12 protein-coding genes are annotated in these 13,535 nt (G+C 59.9%); 6 read left to right on the top strand and 6 right to left on the bottom strand.

Features of this window, described 5'->3' with window-relative positions; genetic code table 11:
• Positions 1-84: 84 nt before the first annotated feature.
• From EMQ_RS04625 to rsfS, 6 genes are all read left to right on the top strand, one after another.
• Positions 85-723: a 50S ribosomal protein L25/general stress protein Ctc gene (locus EMQ_RS04625; RefSeq protein WP_010668493.1), complete on the top strand. Its 639-nt coding sequence runs from the start codon at positions 85-87 to the stop codon at positions 721-723.
• A 62-nt stretch (positions 724-785) separates the two neighbouring features.
• On the top strand, positions 786-1,412 hold the full coding sequence (gene pth / locus EMQ_RS04620) for an aminoacyl-tRNA hydrolase (RefSeq protein WP_048874220.1): 627 nt from the start codon (positions 786-788) through the stop codon (positions 1,410-1,412).
• The gene (gene ychF / locus EMQ_RS04615; protein ID WP_010666575.1) at positions 1,412-2,506 is read left to right on the top strand and encodes a redox-regulated ATPase YchF; all 1,095 of its coding nucleotides are present in this window, start codon (positions 1,412-1,414) and stop codon (positions 2,504-2,506) included. Before pth ends, ychF begins: the two co-directional genes overlap by 1 nt.
• Positions 2,507-2,545: 39 nt before the next feature.
• Complete coding sequence (locus tag EMQ_RS04610; RefSeq protein ID WP_010666574.1) at positions 2,546-3,817, top strand: glutamate-5-semialdehyde dehydrogenase; 1,272 nt, start codon at positions 2,546-2,548, stop codon at positions 3,815-3,817.
• Positions 3,783-4,490, top strand: coding sequence for a nicotinate-nucleotide adenylyltransferase (locus tag EMQ_RS04605; protein WP_010666573.1), 708 nt, complete (start codon positions 3,783-3,785; stop codon positions 4,488-4,490). Before EMQ_RS04610 ends, EMQ_RS04605 begins: the two co-directional genes overlap by 35 nt.
• Before the next feature lie 122 nt (positions 4,491-4,612).
• Positions 4,613-5,059, top strand: coding sequence for a ribosome silencing factor (gene rsfS, locus EMQ_RS04600; protein ID WP_010666572.1), 447 nt, complete (start codon positions 4,613-4,615; stop codon positions 5,057-5,059).
• Between the two features lie 54 nt (positions 5,060-5,113).
• On the opposite strand, the gene EMQ_RS04595 is transcribed toward rsfS, so the two are convergent.
• From EMQ_RS04595 to carA, 6 genes are all read right to left on the bottom strand, one after another.
• On the bottom strand, positions 5,114-5,620 hold the full coding sequence (locus EMQ_RS04595; protein WP_132011998.1) for a hypothetical protein: 507 nt from the start codon (positions 5,618-5,620) through the stop codon (positions 5,114-5,116).
• A gap of 30 nt (positions 5,621-5,650) precedes the next feature.
• The gene (locus EMQ_RS04590; protein WP_010666571.1) at positions 5,651-6,847 is read right to left on the bottom strand and encodes a threonine ammonia-lyase; all 1,197 of its coding nucleotides are present in this window, start codon (positions 6,845-6,847) and stop codon (positions 5,651-5,653) included.
• Between the two features lie 14 nt (positions 6,848-6,861).
• On the bottom strand, positions 6,862-7,335 hold the full coding sequence (greA, locus tag EMQ_RS04585; protein WP_010666570.1) for a transcription elongation factor GreA: 474 nt from the start codon (positions 7,333-7,335) through the stop codon (positions 6,862-6,864).
• A gap of 188 nt (positions 7,336-7,523) precedes the next feature.
• Positions 7,524-10,778: a carbamoyl-phosphate synthase large subunit gene (gene carB, locus EMQ_RS04580; RefSeq protein ID WP_010666569.1), complete on the bottom strand. Its 3,255-nt coding sequence runs from the start codon at positions 10,776-10,778 to the stop codon at positions 7,524-7,526.
• A 15-nt stretch (positions 10,779-10,793) separates the two neighbouring features.
• Positions 10,794-11,999 carry an ATP-binding protein gene (locus tag EMQ_RS04575; RefSeq protein ID WP_010666568.1) on the bottom strand — a complete coding sequence of 402 codons (1,206 nt, stop codon included), beginning with the start codon at positions 11,997-11,999 and terminating at the stop codon, positions 10,794-10,796.
• A gap of 10 nt (positions 12,000-12,009) precedes the next feature.
• A complete protein-coding gene (gene carA / locus EMQ_RS04570; RefSeq protein ID WP_018308390.1) occupies positions 12,010-13,422 on the bottom strand; it encodes a glutamine-hydrolyzing carbamoyl-phosphate synthase small subunit in 1,413 nt (470 codons plus the stop codon).
• Between the last annotated feature and the right edge of the window lie 113 nt (positions 13,423-13,535).

The raw sequence follows: 13,535 nt of genomic DNA, 5'->3' as shown, positions 1-13,535 counted from the left end.
GTTACTGCTTTTCCGCTAAAGAGCGCGCCTCGCGTCGGCACCCCTGGAGGCCGGCGTCCGTTCGCATACTCAGGAGTTAACACAGTGGCGACGAAACTGATTCCTCTCGAAGCATCCACGCGCGCGAAAGCAGGTAAGGGGGCAGCGCGCGCAACCCGACGTGCAGGGCTGGTCCCGGCTGTCGTGTACGGTGCAAAAGCCGAAGCCTCCCTCATTGCGCTTGATCCGCGTGTCATCATGCGTGAGCTGCACAAGCCGGGCTGGCGTTCGCATGTCTATGAAATCAAGGCTGGCGATCTGAGCGAGCGCGCCCTGATGCGCGACATCCAGTTCCATCCGGTCTCTGATGCCCCGATTCACGTTGATTTCCAGCGTCTTGCTCCGGGCCAGAAGGTCCATGTCGAGATTGTTGTGAAGATCGAGGGTGAAGATAACTCCCCCGGCATTTCCCGCGGCGGTGTGCTCAATGTTGTTCGCCACACGATCGAAGTGACGGCTGACCCGAGCAATATCCCCGAGTTTTTCACGGTGGATGTTTCCGCTCTGGACATCAACGACAACGTGCGTTGGGATGATCTGAAGGGCACCGAAGGCGTGACGCCGGTTCTGCAGATTCCGAACTTCGTCGTTGCAACGATTGCGGCTCCGTCCGTTGATGTTGAGCAGGACGAAGCAGAAGCAGCTTCCGCTGAGGCAGAATCTTCCGCAGAAGAAAAGAAGTAAGGAGGCCCGTCGGGTCGGGAGCATAGCTTCCGGCCTCGGGACAGACCGCCATGCAACCGGCGATCCAGCTCTGGGCGGGGCTCGGTAACCCCGAGACTTCCATGAGCCATAACCGCCACAATATCGGCTTCATGGCGGTCGACTCTATCGCGAAGCGTCACGGTTTTTCACCGTGGCGCAAGCGCTTCCGCGGCGAGATCGCGGAAGGACGGATCGGCACAAGTAAAGTGCTGCTCCTCAAGCCGATGACCTACATGAACGCATCCGGTGACAGCATCCGCGAAGCCGCGACGTTCTACAAAATTCCCCCTGATGCCATTACCGTCTTCCATGACGAGCTTGATCTTGCGCCCGGCAAGGTGCGTATCAAGAAAGGAGGAGGCGCTGCCGGTCATAACGGCCTGCGCTCGACCGACAGACAGCTTGGCACACAGGATTACTGGCGCGTGCGCCTCGGTATCGGTCATCCCGGTTCGAAAGAACGCGTCCACGGTTGGGTTCTCGGAGACTTCGCCAAGGCCGACCAGCCCTGGCTCGAAGATCTGCTCGACGCCGTGGCCGATACTGCCCCATTGCTGGCTGCCGGTCAGCGCGAAGACTGCATGACACGCATTGCGCTTCTCACGGCAAACAGCCCCAAACCAATAATTCCCGGCCCGAAGGCAGGAGAAACAGGAGTGAAAGACTGATGGGCTTCAACTGCGGCATCGTCGGACTGCCCAATGTCGGTAAATCAACCCTGTTCAACGCCCTGACGGCCACGGCCTCGGCGCAGGCGGCGAACTATCCGTTCTGCACCATTGAGCCGAATGTCGGTCGTGTTGCTGTGCCTGATCCGCGTCTCGCGGAACTGGCGCGTATCGGCAAGTCACAGAAGATTCTGCCCACGAGCCTTGAATTCGTGGACATCGCTGGCCTCGTGCGTGGTGCGTCTCGCGGTGAAGGTCTGGGTAACCAGTTCCTCGCCAATATTCGCGAAGTAGACGCCATTATTCACGTTCTGCGCTGCTTCGAAGACGACGACATCACCCATGTCGAAGGTGGCGTTGATCCGGTTCGTGACGCCGAGATCATTGAGACCGAGCTGATGCTGGCCGATCTCGACTCCCTCGAAAAGCGCATTGTGCCTTTGCAGAAGAAGGCCAAATCGAACGATCGTGATGCGCAGGCACAGATCGAAGTGATGGAGCCTCTGATCGCGGCGCTACGTGAAGGCAAGCCAGCCCGCACGGCTATCCCGGAAGGCAAGGAACTGATCGCCGAGCGCCTCCAACTCATGACGACCAAGCCCGTGCTCTATGTCTGCAATGTCGAGGAAGGCTCCGCGTCGACCGGGAATGCATTCTCCAAAGCCGTCGAAGAGCGTGCGAAAGCGGAAGGCGCAGCCTGCGTCATCGTGTCCGCCGCGATTGAGGCCGAGGTCAGCCAGCTTCCGCAGGAAGACCAGAAGGAATTTCTTGAGGGGCTTGGCCTTGCGGACAGTGGTCTCGATCGCGTCATCGCTGCGGGTTACAAGCTGCTTGGCCTGAAGACCTACTTCACCGTCGGTCCGAAAGAGACCCGCGCCTGGACCATCACAGCTGGCACCAAGGCGCCTCAGGCAGCCGCTGTTATTCATAACGACTTCGAGCGCGGCTTCATCGCCTGTGAAACAGTCGCTTATGACGACTATGTGAAGTACAACGGTGAGGCAGGCGCGAAAGAAGCGGGCAAGATGCGCATCGAAGGCCGTGACTATATTGTGCAGGACGGCGATGTACTGCTGTTCCGTTTCAACGTCTGATACATCAACATCATAGAAGAAGAGGGTAGGGGACCATAAATGAGCGCCAGCATGAAGGCGGAAGCGACAGACTCCAATGCGATCGCGGGCATGGCCCGGGCCGCACGGATCGCAGCGCGGACGCTGGCCCAGTCTCCAACCGCCATTCGTGACAAGGCCCTCTGGGCCGCTGCCAATGCCCTGCGTGAGCAGAGAGACGCCATTCTGGAGGCCAACGCAAAAGACCTTGCCGCCTACACCGGCAGCGAGGCTTTTCGTGATCGTCTCACTCTGACTGCCGAGCGCGTCGAGGGGATGGCCAAAGGGCTGGAAGATATGGCCGACCTGTCCGATCCTGTCGGACGTATCCTCAGCGAGTGGACCCGTCCCAATGGGCTGAAAATCCGTCGCGTCGCCACTCCTATTGGCGTCCTTGGCGTGATCTATGAAAGCCGCCCGAATGTCGGTGCGGATGCTGCGGGCCTGTGCATCAAGTCCGGAAACGCTGTCATCCTGCGTGGCGGTTCAGAAAGCTTCCATTCCGCGCAGGCCATTCACAAAGCCATGGCTGCCGGTCTCGAGGCCGCAGGTCTGCCTGTGGACGCCGTTCAGGTCGCGCCCAGCGCTGACCGCAAGCACGTCGCCGACATGCTCGCCGCGTCTGGCCTGATCGACCTCATTATTCCCCGTGGCGGCAAATCTCTCGTCGAGCGCGTGCAGAACGAGGCGCGTATTCCCGTTCTCGCCCATGCCGAGGGCCTGTGTCACACCTACATCCATGCCGCCGCCGAGCCGCAGATGGCGCGTCGTGTTCTCGCCAATGCCAAGATGCGTCGTCCGGGTATTTGTGGCGCGACCGAAACCCTGCTGATTGACAATGCCATTGCACCTGAACTGTTGCCTGAGATTGTCAGTGATCTGCGGGAACTCGGCTGTGATTTCCGTGCCGACGAGCGCGCCCGTCACATCGTTCCCGGTCTTGAGCCCGCTGCTGATGAGGACTTCGCGACCGAGTGGCTGGCTCCCGTCCTGTCGATCGCCATTGTGGATGGCGTGGAAGCTGCGCTTGCCCACATCGCCCGTTATGGCAGCGGCCATACCGAGGCGATCATCACGTCAGACGAAGCCGTCGCCACGCGCTTCCTGAACGGAACGGACAGCGCTGTCGTGATGTGGAACGCGTCCACCCAGTTCTGTGATGGCGGCGAGTTCGGATTCGGTGCGGAAATCGGCATCGCCACCGGCCGTATCCATGCGCGGGGTCCGGTCGGACTCGAGCAGCTTACGACCTTCCGTTATGAAGTCCTCGGCACAGGCCAGACGCGTCCATAAACGTATCGTGGTTTCTCATCACGATACGATCCCGATCCGGGGTGACCGTCGCGCCTCCCGGATCGGTCTCCTCGGTGGATCGTTTAATCCGGCGCATGAGGGACACGTCCAGATCGCTCTCAGGGCCCTGCGCCAGCTTCGTCTCGATCAGGTCTGGCTGATGGTCTCGCCGGGCAATCCACTCAAACCCAGCAAGGGTATGGCGTCGCTTGCCGCACGTCTGGCATCGGTCGAGCGGCTGGCAACCGACCGTCGGCTTATCCCCACCGATATTGAAGCTTCTCTCGGCACGCGTTACGCCTTCGACACCATTCGTGCGCTCAAACGTCGTTTCCCCCGCGCCCGCTTTGTCTGGCTGATGGGCACGGATGTTTTTGCGGAACTGCCCCGCTGGCACCGCTGGCAGGCGTTTCTCAGGCAGGTTCCATTGGCTGTCATGCCGCGTCCGGGGAGCAATGCAGCGGCCCTGCATGGCAAGATTGCCGGGCGTCTGAGCCGCTGCCGCCTGCCGGTTGGGAAAATTCGACAGCTTCCCGATAAAACGCCCCCAGTCTGGGCTTTTCTTCCTGGCCCGCAAAACGGTATATCGGCAACAGCCCTGCGACGTGCGGGACACACAGAATCCTTATTCCGGACAGATCGGGCAGCCACCCGGCAGGAGACACGGTCATAGCCAGAAAGCCCCCAACCGATACGGAAACGACGGATCGTCGCCCGGTCGCAGCAAAAGCTGGCGCGTCAAAAACGCCGGCAAAATCCAGAACGCCCAAGGCGGTCAATCCGAGTCTTGCCGCTGTGGCAAAGGCTCCGGGTACGCCGCGCAAGAAAGCTGCGGCAGCAGGACCTGTCAAAGAAGGCAAGAAGCGCCCTCACGCTCCGGCTGATGAGCTCGAGAAGTATCTCGGTATCATCACGGAAAGCATCGACGATGATAAGGGCGAGGACATTGTCGTCATTGATCTGACCGGACGTGCTTCCTTCGCGGACCGTATGGTCATCGCGACGGGTGTGGCGGATCGCCAGATTGCCGCAATGGCCCAGCATATAGAGCGTAAGCTTAAAGATGTCGGTCTGAAGCGTATTCTTGTTGAAGGCGCGAACGGTTCCGATTGGGTGCTGATCGACGCAGGCGATATCGTAATCCACCTGTTCAAGGCGGAAGCGCGTGCGCTTTACGGTCTGGAGCAGATGTGGGGCACCGACTTCGATGGCGCCGATGGAGGAGAGATTACGTCTCTCTGAAGACTGGTTCGGATATCGGGAGAAGTGAGTGCTTCTTCCGATATTTATTTGGCATCAGGTTTTTAACAAATCATTCGAAAACAGCATTTGTACTGTATCGACAACAGTATCTAACTGTCTGGAAAGATCATTTAGATCTTTTAGTATCAACTCAAGATTACTTTCCCCAACAAGTAGACAGCTCGCGCTTTTGTTGCATGGGAGTGAGCCCCGTTTGTATTTGGTAAGCGATATCTGAATAACTCTTTCCATCAGATCTGCGGCTGCAGATAAACCCGGTGAATTGGGAGAGGCGTCTATAGTCGCGCAGATCCATAAGACTTTATAAGGACCGTAGCGCTCTGATGCTTTTTGTGAGTCTGGAACGCGGGCGAATTTTTTATTGAGATGTTTGGAAAGACGACTTTTTAAAGAGCCGGACTGACCCAGTCGACTTCCGGCAGAACCGTATCGAATAACATCAGGATCGGTAAGAGACTGAAGAACATACACCGCATATCGATATTGTTTTTTAAATTCTTTTTCGAGATTGGAGGAAGTGAAGATTTCTATACACTTCATTTTCAGCTTTCCTCCAGATGCGATGGTGCATCACACCCGCCGCACGACGTAATGCTCCCGCAGCGCCTCAGTGATCTGCTCGGCATGCTGAGGATCTCGCGCCTCAATCATCACCTCAAGTTCTGCTGCCTGCACCGAGGGCGCAGCGAACAGACGCTGATGCGACACTTCGATAATGTTGCCGCCTGCCTCGCCGATCGTTTTTGAAATATCTGCCAGCACACCGGGACGATCCGGGATTTCCATGATCAGGCGCAGCAGACGCCCGTCACGCAGCATGGCGCGCAGCAACGTGTTGGCGAGAATACGTGTGTCGATATTGCCGCCGCTCACAGGGAGCGCAAGACGCTTGCCCGCGAAAAGGGCAGGGTGGCTCATGACGGCAGCCAGCCCTGTCGCGCCAGCGCCTTCAGTGACCTGCTTGGCACCCTCAGCCATGAGGGTGATCGCGTTTTCCACGTCACGCTCGGACACGACCACAACCTTCGAGACAAGCTGCTGGATCACTTCATGCGTCCGGCGACCAATCTTCATGACCGCAATACCCTCGGCGATGGTCGCGCCACCACAGGGTGTCACCTCGGCTCCGGGAAAAGCAGACAGGGAGGAATAGCTTTCCACCTGCACGCCGATCAGTTCGATCTCGGGACGCATGGCCTTGGCCGCAACGGCCATGCCAGACAGGAGACCGCCGCCGCCAATCGGCACAACAAGCGCATCCAGCGGTCCTGCATCTTCCAGAAGTTCCAGCGCACAGGTGCCCTGACCGGCCATGACGGCGTCATCGTCGTAGGGATGGATAAAAACCCGCCCTTCGCGCTCCTGCAGATCCTTGGCGAACAGGGAGGCTTCAGCGAAGTTGTTGCCCTCAAGCACAACGCGTGCGCCCCAGCCTTCGGTCCGTGTCACCTTGGACGCAGGCGTGAAGCGCGGCATGACGATCACTGCGTCAATGCCCAGCAGGCTCGCGTGACGCGCCACGCCCTGTGCGTGATTGCCTGCCGAGACGGCGATCACACCGCGAGCGCGTTCTTCCGGTGTCAGCAGCGCCAGCTTGTTCGCAGCACCACGTTCCTTGAACGATCCGACGGCCTGAAGATTTTCAAGCTTCAGCGTGATCTCTGCGCCCACCGACTTGGACAGCGAGTGGGACGGCAGGGTCGGCGTGCGCAGCACGCGCCCTTCGATCCGCCGGGCGGCGGCCGTGATGTCTTCGAACGTGATCACGCGGGCAGCTTTCTTCAGGCGTAAACGACGGAGGTGATTTCATAGCTCCGGTCACCGCCCGGTGCAGGCACGGAAACCGTATCGCCCAGCGATTTGCCGATGAGGGACTTTGCCAGCGGGGAGGAGATGGAGAGAAGGCCCTGCTTGATGTCGGCCTCATACACACCGACGATCTGGTAGCGCACTTCCTTCTCGGTTTCCTCGTCAATCAGGGTGACGCGGGCGCCGAACTTGACCTGATCGCCGGACAGCTTGGAAGGATCGATCACCTCGGCTGTCGAGACGATCTCTTCAAGCTCCAGCACGCGCCCTTCAATAAAGGACTGGCGCTCGCGGGCGGCATGGTATTCCGCGTTTTCCGAGAGATCACCATGCTCACGTGCTTCAGCGATTGCACGAATAACGGCGGGACGTTCCTCAGACTTGAGATGACGGAGTTCGTCCTCAAGTCGCTGCAGGCCGGACGCGGTCATCGGGGTTTTCTGCAAGGTGCCAATCCTCGGAAAGCGGAACACAAAAAGAAGACCAGACCAGCATGAACGCCAGTCCAGCCCAGGGTGAAGAGGGATATTCCCTCACGATCTTCTGAAAGACGTGAGCCTTACATCAGACCGTTTCAGAACGGTAAACATACCGGAGGCGGATGAGGGACGTTTCCAGAAACGCCCACCCCTCCTTAGAACGATCCATTAAAGTAGGACTGAAGCGGCGCAACTTCAAGCGGACCCTCGCGCATCGCTGCAATCGCATGGATTGCAGCACGCGCTCCGGCCATTGTGGTGAAGTTCGGCACGCCCATCGTCAGGGCCGAGCGACGGATGTCATAGCTGTCCTTCACGGACTGACCGCCCTGCACCGTATTGATGACCATCTGGACTTCGCCGGAGCGGATGGCGTCCACGCAATGCGGACGACCTTCCAGCACCTTGTTGACGATCTTCACTTCAATTCCCGCATCACTCAGGCACTTCGCCGTGCCGCGTGTCGCCAGAATGGTGAAACCCATGTCGGCCAGCATCCGTCCCAGACGCGGCAAATGCGCCTTGTCACCGTCACGCACCGACAGGAATATTGCGCCGGACATCGGCAGCTTCACGCCAGCGGCCAGCTGCGACTTGGCGAAAGCTCGCTCGAACGACGTGTCGAGACCCATGACTTCACCGGTGGAGCGCATTTCAGGGCCAAGGATCGTGTCCACGTCCTGGAAGCGATGGAACGGAAAGACGGCTTCCTTCACGGCGACATGCGGAACCACGGCCCGGTCATCTAGCGTGAACTCGGACAGCTTGGCACCAGCCATCACGCGGGCACCGATCTTCGCCACCGGAACGCCAGTCGCCTTCGCCACGAACGGCACGGTGCGAGACGCACGGGGGTTCACTTCCAGAACAAAAATGTCCTGCCCCTTGATCGCATACTGCACGTTCATCAGACCGACGATGCCCAGTTCACGGGCCATCGCCTCGGTCTGCGCTTTCAACTCCGTCACGATGGCCGGGGAGAGCGTGTAGGGTGGCAGAGCGCAGGCGCTGTCACCCGAATGGATGCCGGCTTCCTCGATGTGCTCCATGACGCCTGCGACATAGACTTCGTTGCCGTCGGCAATGCAGTCCACGTCAGCTTCAATGGCGTCGTTCAGATAGTGGTCGATCAGAACCGGACCGTTCGCCACTTCCGCACCGGCCAGCTGCAACGCCACCTTCATGTAACGCTGGAGGCTGGCGCGGTCATAAACGATCTCCATCGCGCGACCGCCGAGAACGTAGGACGGACGCACAACGACCGGATAACCGATCTGCTCGGCGATATCCTCAGCCTCGGCAGGGGAGCGGGCGATGCCGTTGGCGGGCTGACGCAGGCCGAGCTTGCGGAGTAGCGCCTGAAAGCGCTCGCGATCCTCGGCGCGGTCAATCGCATCAGCAGGCGTGCCGAGCAGCGGAATGCCCGCTTCTTCCAGAGCGCGTGATAGCTTCAGTGGCGTCTGACCGCCATACTGCACGATGCAACCCAGAACCTCGCCCGTCTCCTGCTCACGACGGATCAGGGCGACGACGTCCTCACCGGTCAGCGGCTCGAAATACAGGCGGTCGGAGGTGTCATAGTCGGTGGAAACCGTCTCCGGGTTGCAGTTGACCATGATCGTCTCAAGACCGGCTTCACGCAGGGCGTAGGCGGCATGGACGCAGCAATAATCGAATTCGATGCCCTGACCGATCCGGTTCGGACCGCCGCCGAGGATCACCACCTTCTTGCGTGATGTCGGATCGGACTCGCAGACCGGCTGGCCGAAGCGGTTTTCATACGTCGAATACATATAGGGCGTGGCGGAAGCGAACTCGCCAGCGCAGGTATCGATGCGCTTGTAGACAGGCTTCACGCCAGCCTTCTCACGCAGGGCGGTCACTTCCTTTGCCTGCGTGCCGGACAGACGGGCAAGCTGCACGTCCGAGAAGCCCATGGCCTTCAGACGACGCAGACCCTGCGCATCTTCCGGCAGCCCCTTGTCGAGCACTTCTTTTTCCGCCTGAACGATTTTCTCAAGCTCACGCAGGAACCACGGCTCGAACTTGCACGCCGCTGCAATCTCATCCACCGAGAATCCTGCACGGAGCGCCTGCGCCGCCATCAGGATACGCTCGGGGCGTGGCTGAGACAGCTCGGCGCGGAACGCATCCACACCACCGTCGCCGGGAGCCTCGACCGGATCGAGACCGACGAGGCCGGTCTCCATGGAGCGCAGACCCTTCTGGAGTGCTTCCGGGAAGGAACGACCGATGGCCATCGCCTCGCCAACCGACTTCATGGAGGTGGAGAGCAGGGCAGGGGTGCCGGGGAATTTCTCGAACGTGAACCGGGGGATCTTCACAACGACATAGTCGATGGTCGGCTCGAAGGAGGCCGGGGTCGAACCCGTGATGTCGTTGGTCAGCTCGTCCAGCGTGTAGCCAACTGCCAGCTTCGCGGCGATCTTGGCGATCGGGAAGCCTGTCGCCTTGGAGGCCAGCGCCGAGGAGCGCGACACACGCGGGTTCATTTCGATGACCACCATGCGGCCATCCTTCGGGTTCACACCGAACTGCACGTTCGAGCCGCCCGTCTCGACGCCGATTGCCCGCAGACAGGCAATCGAGGCGTCGCGCATCCGCTGATATTCCTTGTCGGTCAGCGTCAGGGCCGGAGCGACGGTGATTGAGTCACCCGTATGCACACCCATCGGGTCGATGTTCTCGATTGAGCAGACGATGATGCAGTTGTCCGCCTTGTCGCGGACAACTTCCATCTCGAACTCTTTCCAGCCGAGCACGGACTCCTCAACCAGCACTTCCGTTGTTGGAGAGGCGTCGAGGCCACCCGTGACGATCTGGTCGAACTCTTCCTTGTTGTAGGCAATGCCGCCACCTGCGCCGCCCATGGTGAAGGACGGGCGGATGATGGCCGGAAGCCCGACATTCTTCAGCGCGTCACGGGCTTCTTCCAGCGTATGCGCGATGAAGCTCTTCGGGCTTTCGATGCCGATGGCGTCCATCGCCTCACGGAACTTCTGCCGGTCTTCGGCGCGGTCGATCACATCGGCCTTCGCGCCGATCAGTTCCACATTGTGCTTCACGAGAAAGCCGGAAGCATCCAGCGCCATCGCCGCGTTCAGCGCAGTCTGGCCGCCCATCGTCGGCAGGATTGCGTCCGGCTTTTCCTTGAGGATGATCCGCTCCACGAACTCCGGCGTGATCGGCTCGATATAGGTCGCATCCGCCAGACCCGGATCGGTCATGATCGTCGCCGGGTTCGAGTTCAGCAGGATGACGCGGTAGCCTTCCTCGCGTAGCGCTTTGCACGCCTGCGCGCCCGAATAGTCGAACTCACAGGCCTGACCGATAACAATCGGACCAGCGCCGATGATCAGGATAGAGCGGATATCTGTCCGTTTGGGCATGATCAGTCCTTTTGGTCAGTCGTCTGAGTCGGCCGGGTCGGTGCCCATGGTCCGAATACGGTGAAGATAGTTTTCAAACAGGGGAACGGTGAACGCCGTCTCGCCATGAGCCGGACTGTAGACCATGCCCTTGCGGATCAGCGTTGCGCGCACAGGGGCTACGGCCTGCGTGCGCGAGCCCATATGTTCGGCGATTTCGCCGGAGCGGTGCGAGCCTTCGCCCAACTCCGCCATAGCCTGACAATATTCCCGTTCACGGGGTGTCAGACGCGCATAACGCATCCGGAAGAAGCCCCCATCCAGCGAGGTGAGCGACACTTCGGTCGCCACATCGATATCGCCTTTGAGGATGTGATCGCCATGCGCCACGTTCCACGCATGGTAAGCCCATTCCTGAAGAAAGTAGGGATAACCACGAGTAATGCGCACGACTTCCGCGACGGCTTCCGGTGTGAAGTCCACGTTTTCCCGTGCCGCTGGCGTACGGAGCGCATCTGCACATTCGGTCGGTGACAGCGGTCCGAGAACCGGAAACTCGAACAGGCGCTCGGCATAGGATTTGGCCTGTCCGATCAATGAGACCAGATGCGGCAGGCCCGCTCCAACCAGTACGATCGGCAGACCTTCACGCATGACACGATGCATCGCCATGATGAGCGCCGACAGATCGGCCTCGGACAGGTTCTGTATCTCGTCGATGAACAGCGCCACGCCGGTATGGCGGGACTGCGCCGCCTGACCGAGGGCGGAAAGCATGTCGGGCAGATCGATTGTCAGATCACCCGTATCGGCCGTTCCGTGCTCAGGCTCTACATCCAGTGTAATGCTGAAACCAAGCACGGACTGGATACGCAGGCCACTGGCGAAACTTTTCAGAACACGCAGGCCACGTTTGACCTGTTCTGTGACGGCACCCAGACGATCGAGTTCCAGCATCATCCGGCGCAGGTGAGGAGCCAGCGTTACGCCAAGCGGTTTTTCTTCCTCTGCTTCGACAAAACAGGTCAGATACCCGGCGCTTTTCGCGAGCTGTTCGACGCGCGCCAGAACAACCGTCTTGCCCACGCCCCGCAGGCCGGTCGCGATGAAGCTCCGCGCACTTTTACCGGCAAGCGCACGCTGCAACACGATTCCGGCCTGTGTGAACAGGTCTTCCCGCCCGGCAAGCTCGGGAGGGGACGCGCCTGCTCCGGGAACGTAGGGGTTACGAACAGGATCCATGCGGGAAGGCTCAGGCGGCCTTTCCGTGTTTATCAATCAGCGCCACGAACCGTTCAAACAGATAGAAGCTGTCGGACGGACCGGGGCTGGCTTCCGGGTGATACTGCACCGAGAAGGCAGGAAGCGTGGTCGAGGCGATGCCTTCGTTAGACTTGTCGAAGAGGCTGATATGCGTGACCTTCACATCGTTCGGCAGCGATTTCTCATCGACGGCGAAACCATGGTTCTGGCTAGTGATCTCGACCTTGCCGGTCTCAATATCCTTCACGGGCTGGTTCGCGCCACGATGGCCCTGCGCCAGCTTATAGGTCTTGGCCCCAAGCGCCTGAGCGAGAAGCTGGTGGCCAAGGCAGATGCCGAACACGGGAATGCCCGCATCCAGAACGCCACGAATAGCGGGAACGGCGTAGGGAGCCGTGGCTGCCGGATCACCGGGGCCATTGGAGAGGAATACGCCTTCCGGCTTGAGCGCCAGAATTTCTTCGGCGGAGGTCGTCGCTGGCACAACGGTGACATCACAGCCTGCGGTTGTCAGGCAGCGGAGAATGTTCCGCTTCGCGCCGTAATCGACTGCGACGACCTTACGACGCTTGGCGGGCAGCGGTTTGGTGCCGGACGGCCAGTTCCACACGCCTTCGGACCATGTGTAGGGCTTGTCGCACGTCACGGTCTTGGCAAGGTCCATGCCTTCCAGACCCGGCCACGCGACCGCTTTTGCCTTGGCGGCGTCGAGGTCGATCTGACCGTTGCTGACAGGCACAAGAACGGCAGTCTGCGGACCGCCATCACGGATGCGAAGGGTCAGCGCGCGGGTATCCACACCGCAGATACCGGGGACATTGCGCTCTTTCAGCCAGGCATCGAGGCTTTCCGTTGAGCGCCAGTTGGCCGGCTCCGTCAGGTCCTGCTTCACGACAAGACCGCGTGCGGCAACGCGAAGGGCTTCGTCGTCCTCGCTGTTCGTGCCGACATTGCCGATGTGCGGGAAGGTGAAGGTGATGATCTGTCCGGCGAAGGAAGGATCGGTCAGGGTTTCCTGATAACCGGTCATGCCGGTGGAGAAGCAGATTTCACCGATCGCTTCGTCGGTCGGTGCGGCGCCAAAGCCGATTCCCCAGAACACCGTGCCATCGGCGAGGACGAGGGCGGCTGTCGCTCCCTCCGGAACATCAGTGGCGGAGCTTGCACGCTGTTCGGACATGTTCGGTTTCCGGTTAGGGGACTCGGGAAAAGAGGGAGTGGATTCTGGCTGAAGCTCATCAAGCGAAATGCCAGCAGCCCGGGCCACAACAGGCCAGTGTTTCGGGGGAATCGTACGCGCCTGACGCCATTTGCGTACGGCTTCAGTGCCGACGCCAGTCAGCGCCGCGATCTTTTCAGGACCGCCGATCCGTTCAATGATGGCTTCGACAGACAGAGACATGGCTTGCTTACTCCCTACCGAAGGGCCTTTTAGCAGTCCGAAACGGTAGTGGGAAGAAAATTCCCAACCTGGAAAATTATGGTGGGATTTTTTTTCTCAGACGAAATGTATAA

The sequence above is a fragment of the Acetobacter aceti NBRC 14818 genome, assembly GCF_000193495.2.
Taxonomy (GTDB): Bacteria; Pseudomonadota; Alphaproteobacteria; order Acetobacterales; family Acetobacteraceae; genus Acetobacter; species Acetobacter aceti.
Note: the sequence above shows the minus strand (reverse complement) of the source record. Positions and strands in the feature narration are given on the sequence as shown.